This window comes from Photobacterium sp. WH24 (assembly GCF_019204055.1).
Taxonomy (GTDB): domain Bacteria; phylum Pseudomonadota; class Gammaproteobacteria; order Enterobacterales; family Vibrionaceae; genus Photobacterium; species Photobacterium arenosum.
The window spans coordinates 1-15663 of record NZ_JAGSOZ010000030.1; the positions used below are offsets into that span (position 1 = coordinate 1).

Genomic DNA, 15663 nt, shown 5'->3' on the forward strand with positions numbered 1-15663 from the left:
CTTAATTAGCATAGATTTAATCAACACGAAAAAAGGGAGCTCAGGCTCCCTTTTTGTATATTTAAGACTCTGCAACAGCTTTTTTCCCCTCAGATTCTGATTCCCTTGGCAAAATCCCACAGCTAACTGCTTATCTTTTCTACATATTCTGTAGGCGCAATTTTGTTCATTATTGATAACTAATTCATCTAGCAAAGTGACGGAACAGAAGTAGTAATGCTAACGGTTCTCGTTTATATTTGAGTCAGATCAGTTGTAGAGAGTTGTTATGTACGTTTGCCTGTGTCACGGAATTTCTGACAAAAAGATTGTGAAATTGGTAGAAGAGGAAGGTATATCAGATATCCGTGGGATCAAAGCGATCACCCCTCTCGGTTCTCAATGCGGTAAGTGTATTCGTCAGGCAAAAGGTATCATTCAACATGTGGTTCTGGAGCGGGATACTGCTCAGGATATTACAGTGATTGACATTACTGAGGTTACGCTCAAAAAAGCGAGCTAATCTTCAGTTTAACAACGTCTCTTTTTTGACACTCTTCAGATCGGTTCTAAGCTTAAAGGAACCGAGAGAGGAGTGTTAGCTAATGAAAGCCGATCCGAAAATCATTCAACATCTCAATAAAATCCTGGGCAATGAACTGGTGGCAATCAACCAGTATTTCCTCCATGCCCGTATGTACAAGGATTGGGGCCTCAAGCATCTTGCCGACAAGGAATACCACGAATCTATCGATGAAATGAATCATGCTGATCATTTGATTGAACGTATCCTGTTTCTGGAGGGGATTCCGAATCTCCAGGATTTGGGTAAGCTGCGTATTGGCGAAGATACCAAAGAAATGCTCGAGTGTGATCTCTCTCTGGAAATGGATGCCATTCCGGATTTACGGGACGCAATTCAGTACGCTGAAGAAGTACGGGATTATGTCTCCCGGGATCTATTCCAGGACATTCTGGAAGACGAAGAAGAGCATGTCGACTGGCTGGAAACTCAGCTCGGTTTGATTGAGCGCATGGGTATCAACAACTACAATCAGGCCCAGATTGTAGACGACGACTAGCCAGCCTATTTCATCAAGCGCTTATCGCCTTCATCGACTCACAGTACACAACGGATGAAGGCTTTTTCATTTTTCCGCTTAATTTCCCATCATCTCTTGCCTTTTATTTTGTGATCGGTATAATGCCCGGCACTGTCTCGAGAAGACGGTTGTGAACCAATAAGCGTTGAGGAAGGAATCAGTTCTCTGATTCGGTAATGTATACTCTGACTTATGTTCGCAGTCATTAAATTGGCTGACAATGCGCCCAAAAGGGGTGCTACGTTCACATAAATCAATCGACATTCTCTCGTTTTAACGAGTTTGAGTGGCGATATTGTTTGTGTAAATTTTTTTGAATTGGAGCTCTGTCTCATGCAGAACCAACGTATTCGTATCCGCCTGAAGGCTTTCGATCACCGTTTGATCGATCAGTCTACTGCGGAGATCGTTGAAACAGCTAAGCGTACTGGCGCGCAGGTTCGTGGTCCAATCCCACTGCCTACTCGTAAAGAGCGTTTCACTGTTCTTATTTCTCCACACGTGAATAAGGACGCCCGTGATCAGTACGAAATCCGTACCCACAAGCGCCTTATCGACATCGTTGAGCCAACAGACAAAACTGTTGATGCTCTGATGCGTCTGGATCTAGCTGCTGGCGTTGATGTACAGATCAGCCTAGGTTAAGGGGAGATAAGAGAATGATTGGTCTAATCGGTCGTAAAGTGGGCATGACCCGCATCTTTACCGAAGATGGCGCTTCTATCCCAGTTACTGTGGTTGAAGTAGAAAATAACCGTGTTACTCAGGTTAAATCTGTAGACACTGATGGTTATAACGCTATCCAGGTTACCGCTGGTGCTAAGAAAGCAAGCCGCGTAAACAAAGCTGAAGCTGGTCACTTTGCGAAAGCAGGTGTTGAAGCTGGCCGCGGTTTGTGGGAATTCCGCCTGGACAATGGTGAAGAGTTCGCAGTAGGCGCTGAGCTGAACGTAGAACTGTTCAACGAAATTAAGAAAGTAGACGTTACTGGCACTTCTAAGGGTAAAGGTTTCCAAGGCGCTGTTAAGCGTTGGAACTTCCGTACTCAAGATATGAGCCACGGTAACTCCTTGTCTCACCGTGCTCCTGGTTCTATCGGTCAATGTCAGACTCCAGGTCGCGTATTTAAAGGCAAGAAAATGGCTGGTCATATGGGTGCTGAGCGTGTAACGACTCAAAACCTAGAGATCGTACGTGTTGACGCTGAGCGCAACCTGCTTCTGATCAAAGGTGCAGTACCAGGCGCAACTGGCGGCAACGTGATCGTAAAACCAGCTGTTAAAGCGTAACGTCGAGGAGTTAGTAATGGAATTGGTAGTCAAAGGCGCTGATGCGCTAGCTGTCTCCGAAACTACTTTTGGGCGTGAGTTTAACGAAGCGCTGGTGCACCAAGTAGTTGTTGCGTATGCAGCAGGTGCCCGTCAAGGTACTCGTGCACAAAAGACCCGTTCTGACGTATCTGGTGGCGGTGCTAAGCCATGGCGTCAAAAGGGTACTGGTCGTGCCCGTGCGGGTACAATCCGTAGCCCACTGTGGCGTACAGGTGGTGTAACTTTCGCAGCTCGTCCACAGGACCACAGCCAGAAAGTTAACAAGAAAATGTACCGCGGTGCGATGAAGTGCATCCTGTCTGAGCTGGTTCGTCAAGAGCGTCTGATCGTTGTTGATAACTTCTCAGTAGAAGCACCAAAAACTAAAGAGTTGGCTGCAAAGCTGAAAGAGCTGGAACTGAACGATGTTCTGATCGTGACTGGTGAACTGGATGAGAATCTGTTCCTGGCAGCACGCAACCTGTACAAGGTTGACGTTCGCGATGCCGCTGCAATCGACCCAGTTAGCTTGATCGCATTCGACAAAGTAGTGATGACTGCTGCGGCAGTTAAGCAAGTTGAGGAGATGCTGGCATGATCACCGAAGAGCGTATCCTAAAAGTTCTGCGTGCTCCGCACATCTCTGAAAAAGCGACCATGGCTGCTGAGAACGGTAACACTATCGTTTTCAAAGTAGCGATGACCGCAACGAAGCGTGAGATCAAAGCGGCAGTTGAAAAACTGTTCGAGGTTGAAGTTAAGTCTGTAAATACTCTGATTGCTAAAGGTAAAACTAAGCGTCAAGGTATGCGCCAAGGCCGTCGTAGTGACTGGAAGAAAGCGTACGTGATCCTGAAAGAAGGTCAAGACATCGACTTCGCTGGTAGTGCAGAGTAAGGCTAGGAGCAAAGAAGAATGGCTATTGTAAAATGTAAGCCGACTTCCCCAGGTCGTCGCCACGTTGTTAAAGTGGTTAACTCTGACCTGCATAAGGGTAAGCCGTATGCACCACTTCTAGAGAAAAACTCTAAGACTGGTGGTCGTAACAATAACGGTCGTATTACTGTTCGTCACATCGGTGGTGGTAACAAACAACATTACCGTCTGATTGACTTTAAGCGTAATAAAGATGGTATCCCAGCGAAAGTTGAGCGTCTGGAATACGATCCAAACCGTAGCGCAAACATCGCTCTGGTTCTTTACGCAGATGGTGAGCGTCGTTACATCATTGCACCAAAAGGCATCCAAGCTGGTGATACTATCCAGTCTGGTTCAGATGCTGCGATCAAAGTAGGTAACACCCTGCCAATGCGCAACATCCCAGTAGGTTCAACCGTACACTGTGTTGAACTGAAGCCTGGTAAAGGTGCTCAGCTGGCTCGTTCAGCTGGTACTTACGCACAAATCGTAGCTCGTGCTGGCGCATACGTAACTATTCGTCTGCGTTCTGGCGAAATGCGTAAAGTTCTTGCCGAAGGTCGTGCGACTCTGGGTGAGGTTGGTAACGGTGAGCATATGCTGCGTGAACTGGGTAAAGCCGGTGCTTCACGTTGGCGTGGTGTTCGTCCAACCGTACGTGGTGTTGTAATGAACCCAATCGACCACCCACACGGTGGTGGTGAAGGTCGTACTTCTGGTGGTCGTCACCCAGTGACACCATGGGGCGTACCGACTAAGGGTTACAAAACTCGTAAGAACAAACGTACCGACAAGTACATCGTACGTCGTCGTAATAAGTAATTTATATCAGAGGATAAGCCATGCCACGTTCTCTCAAGAAAGGTCCTTTTATTGACCTGCACTTGCTGAAGAAGGTAGAGAAAGCGGTGGAAAGCGGTGACAAGAAGCCTGTTAAGACTTGGTCCCGTCGCTCAATGATCATCCCTCAGATGATCGGTTTGACCATCGCTGTCCATAATGGTCGTCAGCACGTACCCGTTTTCGTTTCTGAAGAAATGATCGGTCACAAGCTGGGCGAATTTGCACCAACACGTACTTATCGCGGCCATGCTGCAGATAAGAAAGCTAAGAAGCGCTAAGAGGAGTATAGGTAATGGAAGCTATCGCTAAACATCGCTTTGCTCGCATCTCACCGCAGAAAGCTCGTTTGGTTGCGGATCAAGTGCGCGGTAAAACGGTTGCACAAGCTCTGGAAATTCTGACTTTCAGCAACAAAAAAGCTGCTGACCTGGTTAAGAAGGTTCTGGAATCCGCTATCGCTAATGCTGAGCACAACGAAGGCGCAGACATCGATGACTTGAATGTTGCGAAAATCTTCGTTGATGAAGGCCCAACCATGAAGCGTATTATGCCTCGTGCTAAAGGCCGTGCCGATCGCATCTTGAAGCGTTCTAGCCACATCACTGTTGTTGTAGCGGATCGCTAAGAGAGTAGGAGACAAAGCAATGGGTCAAAAAGTACATCCTAATGGTATTCGTCTTGGCATCGTTAAGCCTTGGAATACCACTTGGTATGCTAACAGCAACGAATTCGCTGACAACCTAGACGGCGACTTCAAGGTACGTCAATTCCTGACCAAGGAATTAGCAAAAGCGTCTCTGTCTCGTATCGTTATCGAGCGTCCTGCTAAGAGTATTCGTGTAACCATTCACACTGCTCGTCCAGGCGTTGTTATCGGTAAGAAAGGCGAAGATGTTGAGAAACTGCGCGCTCGCGTTGCTAAGATCGCTGGTGTTCCAGCTCAGATCAACATCGCCGAAGTACGTAAGCCAGAGCTGGATGCACAGCTTGTTGGTGACAGCATCGCTTCTCAGCTTGAGCGCCGTGTTATGTTCCGTCGCGCTATGAAGCGTGCGGTACAGAATGCTATGCGTCTGGGCGCTAAAGGCATCAAAGTTGAAGTAAGTGGCCGCCTGGGCGGCGCTGAAATTGCACGTACCGAGTGGTACCGTGAAGGCCGTGTGCCTTTGCACACTCTGCGTGCTGACATTGATTATGCGACTTCTTCCGCTCACACCCAATACGGTGTAATTGGTATCAAAACTTGGATCTTCAAAGGCGAAGTTCTGGGTGGTATGCCAGTTGAAGAGCCTAAGGCTGATAACAAGCCTAAGAAGCAACGCAAAGGCCGTAAATAAGGAGTTTATTGATGCTGCAACCTAAACGCACTAAATTCCGCAAGACTCATAAGGGTCGTAACCGCGGTCTGGCGAACGGTACTGATGTAAGCTTCGGTACTTTCGGTCTGAAAGCAGTTGGCCGTGGCCGTATTACTGCTCGTCAGATCGAGGCTGCTCGTCGTGCTATGACTCGTCATATCAAACGTCAGGGCCAAATCTGGATTCGTATCTTCCCGGACAAGCCTATTACAAGCAAGCCGTTGGAAGTTCGTCAGGGTAAGGGTAAAGGTAACGTTGAGTACTGGGTAGCCCAAATCCAACCAGGTAAAGTTCTTTATGAAATGGATGGTGTTTCAGAAGATCTTGCTCGTGAAGCCTTTAAACTGGCCGCGCGTAAGCTTCCTGTAAAAACCACTTTCGTAACTAAGGCGGTGATGTGATGAATGCACAAGATCTGCGCGCAAAAAGCGTTGAAGAACTGAATGCTGAGCTTGTGAACCTGCTGCGTGAGCAGTTCAACCTGCGCATGCAGGCTGCGACTGGCCAACTGCAACAGACTCACACTCTGAAAGCAGTACGTCGCGATATCGCACGTGTTAAAACCGTTCTGAATGAGAAGGCTGGCGCATAATGAGCGAGAAAATTCGTACTCAGCAGGGTCGTGTTGTTAGCGACAAGATGGACAAGTCTATCGTGGTTGCTATCGAGCGTTTCGTGAAGCACCCAATCTATGGTAAGTTCATCAAGCGTACGACTAAACTGCACGCTCACGATGAGAACAACGAGTGTGGCATTGGCGACACAGTTGAGATCAGTGAGTGTCGTCCACTGTCTAAGAAAAAATCTTGGACTTTGGTACGCGTTGTTGAAAAAGCGCGCGTTTAAGCGAGCTTTAGCAACTACATAACTGAGCGGCCCCTGAAAAAATGGGGCCGTTTATTTTTTATCTACCCATTCTCAAAAAATGGTGTTATTATTCGCCGCCCTTGTAATAAAGGCGAATTCGACCCGAGATGGGTCTAGATGTTTTTGATAAGCGGAGCACTAACATGATCCAAATGCAAAGTATGCTAGATGCAGCCGATAACTCCGGCGCTCGTAGCGTAATGTGTATTAAGGTTCTGGGTGGTTCTCACCGTCGCTATGCACATATCGGTGACATCATCAAAGTTACTGTCAAGGAAGCAATTCCTCGCGGTAAAGTGAAAAAAGGTGATGTACTGAAAGCGGTGGTTGTGCGCACCCGTAAAGGCGTTCGTCGTCCAGACGGCTCTGTCATTCGCTTCGACCGTAATGCTTGCGTATTGCTGAACAACAATACAGAGCAACCAATCGGTACTCGTATCTTTGGCCCAGTGACTCGTGAACTTCGCTCTGCGAAATTCATGAAAATTGTTTCACTAGCGCCAGAAGTACTGTAAGGAGTGACGAAAATGGCAGCTAAAATCCGTCGTAACGACGAAGTTATCGTTCTTACTGGTAAAGATAAAGGTAAGAAAGGTAAAGTATCTAAGGTCCTGGCAACTGGTAAAATCGTTGTTGAAGGTATCAACCTGGTTAAAAAACACCAGAAGCCTGTACCGGCTATGGGTATCCAGGGTGGCATCGTTGAACAAGAAGCAGCTCTTGATGCTTCTAACGTTGCAATCTTCAACGCGGCAACTGGTAAAGCTGACCGTGTAGGCTTCCGATTTGAAGACGGCAAAAAAGTTCGTTTCTTCAAATCTAATGGCGAAACTATCAAGTAATTTTGGAGTAGTACTATGGCGAAACTGCATGATTACTACAAAGAGTCTGTTGTAAAAGAACTTGCTGACAAGTTCGAGTACAAGAGCATCATGCAAGTCCCAAGGATCGAAAAGATCACCCTGAACATGGGTGTCGGTGAAGCCTTGAACGACAAGAAGCTGTTGGAAAACGCAGCTGCTGATATGGCCGCAATTACAGGTCAAAAGCCGCTGGTTACCAAAGCTCGTAAGTCTGTTGCTGGCTTTAAGATCCGTGAGGGCTACCCGATCGGCTGTAAAGTAACCCTGCGTGGCGAACGTATGTGGGACTTTTTCGAACGTCTGATCTCTATTGCTGTACCGCGTATCCGTGATTTCCGTGGTTTAAACCCGAAATCATTTGACGGTCGTGGTAACTATAGCATGGGCGTTCGTGAGCAGATTATCTTCCCAGAGATCGATTTCGACAAAGTGGATCGTGTACGTGGTTTAGACATCACAATCACAACCACTGCGAACTCTGACGAAGAAGCTCGTGCTCTGCTGTCTGCTTTTAACTTCCCATTCCGTAAGTAAAAAGTAAGGGTTACTAATGGCTAAAGAATCTATGAAGGCACGTGAAGTAAAACGTGCCAAGCTGGTAGCAAAGTACGCTGAAAAGCGTGCCGCGCTTAAAGCTCTAATTAGCGACGTGAATGCGTCTGAAGAAGAACGCTGGGATGCAGTGCTCAAGCTTCAGTCTCTACCACGTGATTCAAGTCCATCTCGTCAGCGTAATCGCTGTAACCAGACTGGACGCCCACACGGGTACCTGCGTAAGTTTGGTCTGTCCCGTATCAAGGTTCGTGAAGCTTGCATGAAAGGCGAGATTCCGGGTCTGCGTAAGGCTAGCTGGTAATTTATTACCAATTAAGAATCACGGAGTATTGACTTATGAGCATGCAAGATCCGATTTCGGATATGCTGACCCGCATTCGTAACGGTCAGGCAGCGAAGAAAGTTGCTGTTAAAATGCCATCTTCTAAGTTGAAAGTTGCCATCGCAGCTTTGCTGAAAGAAGAAGGTTTTGTGGCTGACTACGCCGTTTCTGGCGAAGTTAAGCCTGAACTCGAAGTTACTCTGAAGTACTTCGAGACTAAAGCTGTAATTGAGCAAATCCAGCGCGTTTCACGTCCTGGCCTGCGTATCTACAAGAAAAAAGATGCGCTGCCGACTGTGATGGGTGGCCTGGGTATTGCCGTTGTGTCCACTTCCAAGGGTCTGATGACTGACCGTGCTGCTCGTAAAGCAGGTCTTGGTGGTGAGATTATCTGCTACGTAGCTTAATAGGAGTAGGAAAATGTCACGTGTTGCAAAAGCACCTGTAGTTGTTCCTGCCGGCGTAGAAGTTAAACTCAACGGTCAGGAAATCACTGTAAAAGGTGGTAAGGGTGAACTGGTTCGTGTAATTAACGAAGCAGTTGAACTAACCCAGGAAGAAAACACCATTAAGTTCGGTCCTCGCGACGGCTTCAACGATGCTTGGGCACAGGCTGGTACAGCTCGTGCACTGGTTAACAACATGGTTGTTGGTGTTACTGAAGGCTTTACTAAGAAGCTGATCCTTAAGGGTGTAGGTTATCGTGCTGCCATCAAAGGCAACGCTGTTGGCCTGACTCTGGGCTTCTCACACCCAGTTGAGCATGAACTGCCTGCAGGTATTAAAGCTGAGTGTCCAACTCAAACTGAAATCGTACTGACTGGTACTGATAAGCAGTTGATTGGTCAAGTCGCTGCAGACATTCGCGCTTACCGTAGCCCTGAGCCTTACAAAGGTAAAGGTGTTCGTTACGCCGACGAAGTCGTGCGTATTAAAGAAGCTAAGAAGAAGTAAGGTAACACTATGGATAAGAAAGCATCTCGTATCCGTCGTGCGACCAGAGCACGTCGTAAGATTGCTGAACTGGGTGCAACTCGCTTGGTAGTACACCGTACTCCACGCCATGTGTACGCTCAGGTAATCGCACCAAATGGCTCCGAGGTTATCGCTGCCGCTTCTACCGTAGAAAAAGCGATCCGTGAGCAAGTGAAGAGCACCGGTAACAAAGACGCTGCTGCAGTTGTGGGTAAAATCATCGCTGAGCGCGCGATTGAAAAAGGCATCTCTAACGTTGCATTCGATCGTTCCGGTTTCCAATACCACGGCCGCGTGGCTGCACTGGCAGAAGCTGCCCGTGAAGCTGGTCTGAAATTCTAAGGTAGGCGGAAGATGGCTAACGAAAAAACTCAATCAGATCTGAATGAAAAGCTGATCGCTGTTAACCGTGTATCTAAGACGGTTAAAGGTGGTCGTATTTTCAGCTTTACCGCACTGACTGTTGTTGGTGATGGTAATGGTCGCGTTGGTTTCGGTTACGGTAAAGCACGTGAAGTGCCAGCTGCAATCCAGAAAGCAATGGAAAAAGCACGTCGTAACATGGTTACAGTTGCCCTGAACGAAGGTACTCTGCACCACGCTGTTAAAGGTCGCCACACCGGTTCTAAGGTGTACATGCAACCTGCATCAGAAGGTACTGGTATCATCGCCGGTGGTGCAATGCGTGCAGTGCTGGAAGTCGCTGGCGTGCATAACGTACTGGCTAAAGCATACGGTTCTACAAACCCAATCAATATCGTTCGTGCGACTATTGATGGTTTGAGTGGTATGAACTCTCCAGAAATGATCGCTGCTAAGCGTGGTCTTTCTGTTAAAGAAATTCTGGAGTAATCGACATGGCTAAAACTATCAAAGTAACTCAGACTCGTAGCTCTATCGGTCGTTTGCCGAAGCATAAAGCTACGCTGCGTGGCTTGGGCCTACGTCGCATCAACCACACTGTTGAGCTGGAAGATACTGCTTGCGTTCGCGGCATGATCAATCAGGTTCATTACATGGTTAAAGTAGAGGAGTAATCAGAATGCGTTTGAATACTCTATCTCCGGCTGCGGGTTCTAAGCCTTCTGCGAAGCGCGTAGGCCGTGGTATCGGTTCAGGCCTGGGTAAAACTTGTGGCCGTGGTCACAAAGGTCAGAAATCACGTTCTGGTGGTTCTGTTCGCCCAGGTTTCGAAGGCGGTCAAATGCCTTTGAAACAGCGTCTACCAAAATTCGGTTTTACTTCTCGCAAGAGCCTGGTAACAGCTGAAGTTCGCCTGTCAGAACTGGCGAAAGTTGAAGGTGACGTAGTAAGTCTAGAAACACTGAAAGCTGCAAACGTGATCACCAAGAACATGGAAACTGTAAAAGTTGTTCTGTCTGGTGAGATCAACCGCGCTGTAACAGTGAAAGGCTTACGCGTAACTAAAGGCGCTAAAGCTGCAATCGAAGCTGCAGGCGGTAAAATCGAGGAATAATTAACTCGAGGATGAGGTACAGATGGCTAAACAACCAGGACAAGATTTTAGTAGCGCAAAAGGTGGCCTAGCAGAGCTTAAGACTCGTCTGCTATTTGTAATAGGGGCTATCTTAATTTTCCGAGCTGGCTCTTTTGTGCCTATTCCTGGTATTGACGCTGCTGTACTAGCCGATCTGTTCGAACAGCAAAAGGGTACCATCATTGAACTGTTTAATATGTTCTCTGGTGGTGCACTTGAGCGTGCATCCATTTTAGCACTGGGTATTATGCCGTATATTTCGGCCTCGATTATTGTTCAGTTGCTAACGGTTGTTCATCCGGCTTTAGCCGAGTTGAAGAAAGAAGGTGAGTCTGGTCGCCGTAAGATCAGCCAGTATACTCGCTATGGCACGCTTGTGTTGGCAACCTTCCAAGCAATTGGTATTGCGACGGGGTTACCAAGTATGATCCCTGGCCTGGTGCATAATCCAGGCCTTGGTTTCTACTTTGTTGCGGTCGTAAGTTTGGTCACTGGTACCATGTTCTTAATGTGGTTAGGTGAGCAGATTACAGAACGTGGCATTGGTAACGGTATATCTCTGATTATATTCACAGGTATCGTTGCAGGATTGCCACCAGCTATTGGACAGACCGTAGAACAAGCGCGTCAAGGTGAATTGCACGTACTTCTTCTACTGTTAATTGCAGTAATTTCTTTTGCTGTAATCTATTTTGTAGTGTTCATGGAACGTGGTCAGCGTCGTATCGTCGTTAACTACGCCAAACGCCAGCAAGGCCGTCGGGTCTATGCAGGTCAGAGCACTCATCTGCCATTGAAGATTAATATGGCAGGTGTGATTCCAGCAATTTTTGCATCCAGTATCATTCTTTTCCCTGGTACACTGGCTCAGTGGTTCGGTGGAAATGGAGAAGGTACTTTTGGTTTCCTGACTGACGTGTCTCTGGCACTTAGCCCAGGTCAACCACTGTACGTTATGCTGTATGCCGCTGCGATTATCTTCTTCTGTTTCTTCTATACAGCGTTGGTGTTCAACCCGCGTGAAACAGCAGATAACCTGAAGAAATCCGGTGCGTTCATACCTGGTATTCGTCCGGGCGAGCAGACTGCGAAGTACATTGATAAAGTGATGACACGCCTGACTTTGGCTGGTGCGTTATACATTACCTTTATCTGTCTGATCCCCGAGTTCATGATGATTGCTTGGAACGTTCGCTTCTACTTTGGCGGTACGTCACTACTGATTGTAGTTGTGGTTATTATGGACTTCATGGCTCAAGTTCAGACACACCTGATGTCTCAACAGTATGAGTCGGTTTTGAAAAAGGCTAATCTTAAAGGCTACGGCCGTTAAGCTTGGTTATCCATTTACGGAGTTTAGCAATGAAAGTTCGTGCTTCCGTTAAGAAAATCTGCCGTAACTGTAAAGTTATCAAGCGCAACGGTGTTGTGCGTGTAATTTGCAGTGAGCCAAAGCATAAGCAACGCCAAGGCTAACCAGCAGAAATATTTCTTGCAAATTGAAGGTAGGTTGGCTAAATTAGCCAACCATCTTTTGTGTGTGCAAAAGAATTGTGACACCGCTGCGTATCCTAAACGGGCTTTGCAGCGGTTATTCTTGATAAGTACTAGGAGTGAATAGTGGCCCGTATTGCAGGCATTAACATTCCTGATCAAAAGCATGCTGTAATCGCACTGACTGCGATTTATGGCGTCGGTAAAACTCGTTCAAAAGCTATTCTGGCTGATGTGGGTATTGCTGAAAATGTTAAGATCAGTGAACTAACTGAAGAGCAGATCGATCAACTGCGTGATGGTGTAGCTAAGTACACTGTAGAAGGTGATCTACGTCGTGAAGTTTCCATGAACATCAAGCGCCTAATGGATCTTGGTTGTTACCGTGGTCTTCGTCATCGTCGCAGTCTACCTCTACGTGGACAGCGTACTAAAACCAACGCTCGTACCCGTAAGGGTCCGCGCAAGCCGATCAAAAAATAATCGGATAAGGTAGAGTACAATGGCAAAACAACCAACTCGCGCTCGTAAGCGCGTACGCAAGCAAGTTGCTGATGGCGTAGCGCACATCCACGCTTCTTTCAACAACACAATCGTTACCATTACTGACCGTCAAGGTAATGCTCTGGCTTGGGCAACTGCCGGTGGTTCAGGTTTCCGTGGTTCTCGTAAATCTACACCGTTTGCTGCACAGGTTGCTGCTGAGCGTTGTGGTGAAATGGCCAAAGAATATGGCGTTAAGAACCTGGAAGTTATGGTTAAGGGCCCAGGTCCTGGTCGTGAGTCAACAATCCGTGCTCTGAATGCAGCGGGTTTCCGTATCACTAACATTGTTGATGCGACTCCGATCCCTCATAACGGTTGTCGTCCACCTAAGAAACGTCGCGTATAACGTTTCGTTTCTAGGAATATTGGAGAAAGAACATGGCAAGATATTTGGGTCCTAAGCTGAAGCTTAGCCGTCGTGAAGGCACTGACTTATTCCTTAAGTCTGGTGTTCGCGCGATTGATACCAAGTGTAAAATTGATAACGCGCCGGGCCAGCACGGTGCCCGTCGTGGCCGCCTGTCTGACTATGGCGTTCAGCTTCGCGAGAAGCAGAAAGTTCGTCGTACTTATGGCGTACTGGAAAAGCAATTCCGTAACTACTACAAAGAAGCTGCTCGCCTGAAAGGCAACACAGGTGAAAACCTGCTGCAACTTCTGGAAGGTCGTCTGGATAATGTTGTTTACCGCATGGGCTTTGGTGCAACTCGCGCTGAATCACGTCAGCTGGTAAGCCACAAAGCGATCCTGGTTAATGGTCAAGTCGTTAACATCCCATCTTTCCAGGTGGCTGCAAACGACGTTGTTAGCATTCGTGAGAAAGCTAAAAACCAAGCACGCATCATAGCAGCTCTTGAAGTTGCTACTCAGCGTGAACTGCCGACTTGGGTCGAAGTAGACAGCAACAAAATGGAAGGTACCTTTAAGCGTCTTCCAGAGCGTTCTGATTTGTCTGCCGACATCAACGAACACCTGATCGTCGAGCTTTACTCTAAGTAAGGCTATAGTTAAGAGAGGACACAATGCAGGGTTCTGTAACAGAATTTCTTAAGCCGCGTCTTGTTGATATTGAACAAGTTAATACGACGCATGCAAAAGTAACTCTTGAGCCTCTGGAGCGCGGTTTTGGCCACACTCTAGGCAATGCTCTACGTCGTATTCTTCTGTCATCTATGCCAGGTTGCGCAGTGACTGAAGTAGAAATCGACGGTGTGTTACACGAGTACAGCACCAAAGAGGGAGTCCAAGAGGACGTTCTTGAAATCCTACTGAACCTGAAAGGCCTGGCCGTTAAGGTTGAAGGGAAAGACGAAGTCATCTTGAGCCTCAGTAAATCTGGTGCAGGCCCTGTTGTTGCAGGTGACATCACCCATGATGGTGATGTTGAGATTGCGAACCCAGAGCACGTGATCTGCCATTTGACTGATGATAATGCTGATATCAGCATGCGCATCAAGGTAGAACGTGGTCGCGGCTATGTACCAGCATCTGCTCGTATTCACAGTGATGAAGACGAGCGTCCAATTGGTCGTTTGTTAGTTGATGCAACTTTCAGCCCAGTTGATCGTATCGCTTACTCAGTCGAGGCTGCGCGTGTTGAACAGCGCACTGACCTTGATAAGCTAGTTATCGATATGGAGACCAATGGTACTCTTGATCCTGAGGAAGCGATTCGTCGTGCTGCTACTATTCTGGCAGAACAACTTGACGCATTCGTAGATCTGCGTGATGTACGAGTTCCTGAAGAGAAAGAAGAGAAGCCGGAGTTCGATCCGATCCTACTGCGTCCTGTAGACGATCTTGAACTAACTGTTCGCTCTGCTAACTGTTTGAAAGCAGAAGCGATCCACTACATCGGTGATCTTGTTCAGCGTACTGAGGTTGAGCTACTGAAAACGCCAAACCTGGGTAAGAAGTCTTTGACTGAAATCAAAGACGTGCTGGCTTCACGTGGTCTGTCTCTGGGTATGCGCCTGGAAAACTGGCCGCCAGCATCTATCGCTGAAGATTAATAGTTACTGATATCTAGTTAGAAGGATTAGGTCATGCGCCATCGTAAGAGTGGTCGTCAACTCAACCGCAACAGCAGTCATCGCAAAGCGATGTTCAGCAACATGGCTAGCTCTCTGGTACGTCACGAGCTTATCAAGACTACCTTGCCTAAGGCAAAAGAGCTGCGTCGCGTAATTGAGCCTTTGATTACCCTAGCTAAGACTGACAGTGTAGCTAACCGTCGTCTGGCATTTGCACGTACTCGTGATAACGAAGTCGTTGCTAAACTGTTTAACGAATTAGGTCCACGTTTTGCTCAGCGTCCAGGCGGTTACACTCGCATTATGAAATGCGGTTTCCGTGCTGGTGATAAAGCCCCTATGGCTTACATTGAGCTGGTAGACCGTCCTGAAGCTCAGGAAGAAGCTGCTGCTGAATAAGCAATAGTTTAAAAACGTAAGAAAGCCGGGCATTGCCCGGCTTTTTTTATAGTGATGTTTTACTAAATATCTGGCACTACAATCAGGACTGGGTGGTTATGGATTTAACCACTGTTGTTTTAGTCAATACTCTTGTTGTTCTTCTTTATCTTCCCCTACAACTTTCTTCTCCCACTATACTTTTTTTGTTTTTATTCTCATTAGGAGCCTATCAGCCCCGATGATTGAGGGTGATTTTGCTTGATTGTTGTTCGTTTTTCTTTTTTGTGAGTGAAAAGTGTTCGCTTGGTGTCTTTTTCTGTTTTTTTACTTGTCATGTGATTCTGACTCTCTATAATGCCGCCTCACTGACACGGCAGAGCAGCAAACTTAAGTGCTAGGCAGTGTAAGCGGTCAGAAAAAACAAATTGAAAAAGTGTTTGACACTTCACTTCGATTGGTTAGAATGGCCGCCCGTTTCGAGAGCTAAGTCACAAAGGCTTACTTAGAAACAAGCTCTTTAACAATTTGACCATGCAATCTGTGTGGGCACTCGACAATGAGACAGTCATAAAAGATTTATCAGTGAACTGAGTGACCAATTGGTAGCACTTTTTATAA

The 15663-nt window shown here is 47.1% G+C and carries 30 protein-coding genes; all 30 read left to right on the forward strand.

Translation table 11 applies throughout. The features are described from left to right. Positions 1 to 268 precede the first annotated feature (268 nt). The 30 genes from KCG43_RS20725 (at position 269) to rplQ (ending at position 15063) form a co-directional block, all read left to right on the forward strand. Positions 269 to 502 (forward strand): (2Fe-2S)-binding protein, encoded by a 234-nt coding sequence (locus KCG43_RS20725; protein ID WP_192017801.1) that lies wholly within the window; start codon positions 269 to 271, stop codon positions 500 to 502. An 82-nt stretch (positions 503 to 584) separates the two neighbouring features. After that, the gene (gene bfr / locus KCG43_RS20730; RefSeq protein ID WP_120513896.1) at positions 585 to 1061 is read left to right on the forward strand and encodes a bacterioferritin; all 477 of its coding nucleotides are present in this window, start codon (positions 585 to 587) and stop codon (positions 1059 to 1061) included. A 354-nt stretch (positions 1062 to 1415) separates the two neighbouring features. Beyond that, positions 1416 to 1727: a 30S ribosomal protein S10 gene (gene rpsJ / locus KCG43_RS20735; RefSeq protein WP_005501283.1), complete on the forward strand. Its 312-nt coding sequence runs from the start codon at positions 1416 to 1418 to the stop codon at positions 1725 to 1727. Between the two features lie 14 nt (positions 1728 to 1741). Further along, a complete protein-coding gene (gene rplC / locus KCG43_RS20740; protein WP_027251940.1) occupies positions 1742 to 2371 on the forward strand; it encodes a 50S ribosomal protein L3 in 630 nt (209 codons plus the stop codon). A gap of 16 nt (positions 2372 to 2387) precedes the next feature. Then, the gene (gene rplD / locus KCG43_RS20745) at positions 2388 to 2990 is read left to right on the forward strand and encodes a 50S ribosomal protein L4 (RefSeq protein ID WP_027251941.1); all 603 of its coding nucleotides are present in this window, start codon (positions 2388 to 2390) and stop codon (positions 2988 to 2990) included. After that, positions 2987 to 3289: a 50S ribosomal protein L23 gene (gene rplW, locus KCG43_RS20750; protein WP_027251942.1), complete on the forward strand. Its 303-nt coding sequence runs from the start codon at positions 2987 to 2989 to the stop codon at positions 3287 to 3289. The genes rplD and rplW overlap by 4 nt, the downstream gene beginning before the upstream one ends. 18 nt (positions 3290 to 3307) lie before the next feature. Then, positions 3308 to 4132, forward strand: a complete 825-nt coding sequence (rplB, locus tag KCG43_RS20755) for a 50S ribosomal protein L2 (RefSeq protein ID WP_027251943.1) — start codon at positions 3308 to 3310, stop codon at positions 4130 to 4132. A gap of 20 nt (positions 4133 to 4152) precedes the next feature. Next, a complete protein-coding gene (gene rpsS, locus KCG43_RS20760) occupies positions 4153 to 4431 on the forward strand; it encodes a 30S ribosomal protein S19 (RefSeq protein WP_007469141.1) in 279 nt (92 codons plus the stop codon). A gap of 14 nt (positions 4432 to 4445) precedes the next feature. Further along, complete coding sequence (gene rplV / locus KCG43_RS20765; RefSeq protein WP_027251944.1) at positions 4446 to 4778, forward strand: 50S ribosomal protein L22; 333 nt, start codon at positions 4446 to 4448, stop codon at positions 4776 to 4778. A 19-nt stretch (positions 4779 to 4797) separates the two neighbouring features. Further along, positions 4798 to 5490 carry a 30S ribosomal protein S3 gene (gene rpsC, locus KCG43_RS20770; protein WP_027251945.1) on the forward strand — a complete coding sequence of 231 codons (693 nt, stop codon included), beginning with the start codon at positions 4798 to 4800 and terminating at the stop codon, positions 5488 to 5490. Between the two features lie 11 nt (positions 5491 to 5501). After that, positions 5502 to 5912: a 50S ribosomal protein L16 gene (gene rplP / locus KCG43_RS20775; protein WP_027251946.1), complete on the forward strand. Its 411-nt coding sequence runs from the start codon at positions 5502 to 5504 to the stop codon at positions 5910 to 5912. Continuing rightward, positions 5912 to 6103, forward strand: a complete 192-nt coding sequence (gene rpmC, locus KCG43_RS20780) for a 50S ribosomal protein L29 (RefSeq protein WP_027251947.1) — start codon at positions 5912 to 5914, stop codon at positions 6101 to 6103. Before rplP ends, rpmC begins: the two co-directional genes overlap by 1 nt. After that, the gene (rpsQ, locus tag KCG43_RS20785; RefSeq protein WP_027251948.1) at positions 6103 to 6357 is read left to right on the forward strand and encodes a 30S ribosomal protein S17; all 255 of its coding nucleotides are present in this window, start codon (positions 6103 to 6105) and stop codon (positions 6355 to 6357) included. Before rpmC ends, rpsQ begins: the two co-directional genes overlap by 1 nt. A gap of 164 nt (positions 6358 to 6521) precedes the next feature. Continuing rightward, on the forward strand, positions 6522 to 6893 hold the full coding sequence (gene rplN / locus KCG43_RS20790) for a 50S ribosomal protein L14 (protein WP_027251949.1): 372 nt from the start codon (positions 6522 to 6524) through the stop codon (positions 6891 to 6893). 12 nt (positions 6894 to 6905) lie between these two features. Next, positions 6906 to 7220: a 50S ribosomal protein L24 gene (rplX, locus tag KCG43_RS20795; RefSeq protein ID WP_027251950.1), complete on the forward strand. Its 315-nt coding sequence runs from the start codon at positions 6906 to 6908 to the stop codon at positions 7218 to 7220. Between the two features lie 15 nt (positions 7221 to 7235). Further along, the gene (gene rplE, locus KCG43_RS20800; protein WP_027251951.1) at positions 7236 to 7775 is read left to right on the forward strand and encodes a 50S ribosomal protein L5; all 540 of its coding nucleotides are present in this window, start codon (positions 7236 to 7238) and stop codon (positions 7773 to 7775) included. Between the two features lie 16 nt (positions 7776 to 7791). Continuing rightward, positions 7792 to 8097 carry a 30S ribosomal protein S14 gene (rpsN, locus tag KCG43_RS20805; RefSeq protein ID WP_027251952.1) on the forward strand — a complete coding sequence of 102 codons (306 nt, stop codon included), beginning with the start codon at positions 7792 to 7794 and terminating at the stop codon, positions 8095 to 8097. Positions 8098 to 8132: 35 nt separating this feature from the next. After that, complete coding sequence (gene rpsH, locus KCG43_RS20810) at positions 8133 to 8525, forward strand: 30S ribosomal protein S8 (RefSeq protein ID WP_027251953.1); 393 nt, start codon at positions 8133 to 8135, stop codon at positions 8523 to 8525. Between the two features lie 13 nt (positions 8526 to 8538). After that, on the forward strand, positions 8539 to 9072 hold the full coding sequence (gene rplF / locus KCG43_RS20815; RefSeq protein ID WP_192017802.1) for a 50S ribosomal protein L6: 534 nt from the start codon (positions 8539 to 8541) through the stop codon (positions 9070 to 9072). 9 nt (positions 9073 to 9081) lie between these two features. Next, positions 9082 to 9435, forward strand: coding sequence for a 50S ribosomal protein L18 (gene rplR, locus KCG43_RS20820; RefSeq protein WP_027251955.1), 354 nt, complete (start codon positions 9082 to 9084; stop codon positions 9433 to 9435). A 12-nt stretch (positions 9436 to 9447) separates the two neighbouring features. Beyond that, positions 9448 to 9945, forward strand: a complete 498-nt coding sequence (rpsE, locus tag KCG43_RS20825; RefSeq protein ID WP_192017803.1) for a 30S ribosomal protein S5 — start codon at positions 9448 to 9450, stop codon at positions 9943 to 9945. 5 nt (positions 9946 to 9950) lie between these two features. Further along, complete coding sequence (rpmD, locus tag KCG43_RS20830; RefSeq protein WP_027251957.1) at positions 9951 to 10130, forward strand: 50S ribosomal protein L30; 180 nt, start codon at positions 9951 to 9953, stop codon at positions 10128 to 10130. Positions 10131 to 10135: 5 nt separating this feature from the next. After that, a complete protein-coding gene (gene rplO / locus KCG43_RS20835; RefSeq protein ID WP_027251958.1) occupies positions 10136 to 10570 on the forward strand; it encodes a 50S ribosomal protein L15 in 435 nt (144 codons plus the stop codon). A 22-nt stretch (positions 10571 to 10592) separates the two neighbouring features. Then, a complete protein-coding gene (gene secY, locus KCG43_RS20840) occupies positions 10593 to 11924 on the forward strand; it encodes a preprotein translocase subunit SecY (protein ID WP_027251959.1) in 1332 nt (443 codons plus the stop codon). A 29-nt stretch (positions 11925 to 11953) separates the two neighbouring features. Next, a complete protein-coding gene (gene rpmJ, locus KCG43_RS20845) occupies positions 11954 to 12067 on the forward strand; it encodes a 50S ribosomal protein L36 (protein ID WP_000868186.1) in 114 nt (37 codons plus the stop codon). Positions 12068 to 12211: 144 nt separating this feature from the next. Next, positions 12212 to 12568 carry a 30S ribosomal protein S13 gene (gene rpsM, locus KCG43_RS20850; protein WP_192017804.1) on the forward strand — a complete coding sequence of 119 codons (357 nt, stop codon included), beginning with the start codon at positions 12212 to 12214 and terminating at the stop codon, positions 12566 to 12568. 19 nt (positions 12569 to 12587) lie between these two features. Further along, positions 12588 to 12977, forward strand: coding sequence for a 30S ribosomal protein S11 (gene rpsK, locus KCG43_RS20855; RefSeq protein ID WP_027251961.1), 390 nt, complete (start codon positions 12588 to 12590; stop codon positions 12975 to 12977). Positions 12978 to 13009: 32 nt separating this feature from the next. Beyond that, the gene (gene rpsD, locus KCG43_RS20860) at positions 13010 to 13630 is read left to right on the forward strand and encodes a 30S ribosomal protein S4 (protein ID WP_218387341.1); all 621 of its coding nucleotides are present in this window, start codon (positions 13010 to 13012) and stop codon (positions 13628 to 13630) included. Between the two features lie 23 nt (positions 13631 to 13653). Beyond that, a complete protein-coding gene (gene rpoA / locus KCG43_RS20865; protein ID WP_027251963.1) occupies positions 13654 to 14643 on the forward strand; it encodes a DNA-directed RNA polymerase subunit alpha in 990 nt (329 codons plus the stop codon). A gap of 33 nt (positions 14644 to 14676) precedes the next feature. Further along, a complete protein-coding gene (gene rplQ, locus KCG43_RS20870; RefSeq protein WP_027251964.1) occupies positions 14677 to 15063 on the forward strand; it encodes a 50S ribosomal protein L17 in 387 nt (128 codons plus the stop codon). Positions 15064 to 15663 lie beyond the last annotated feature (600 nt).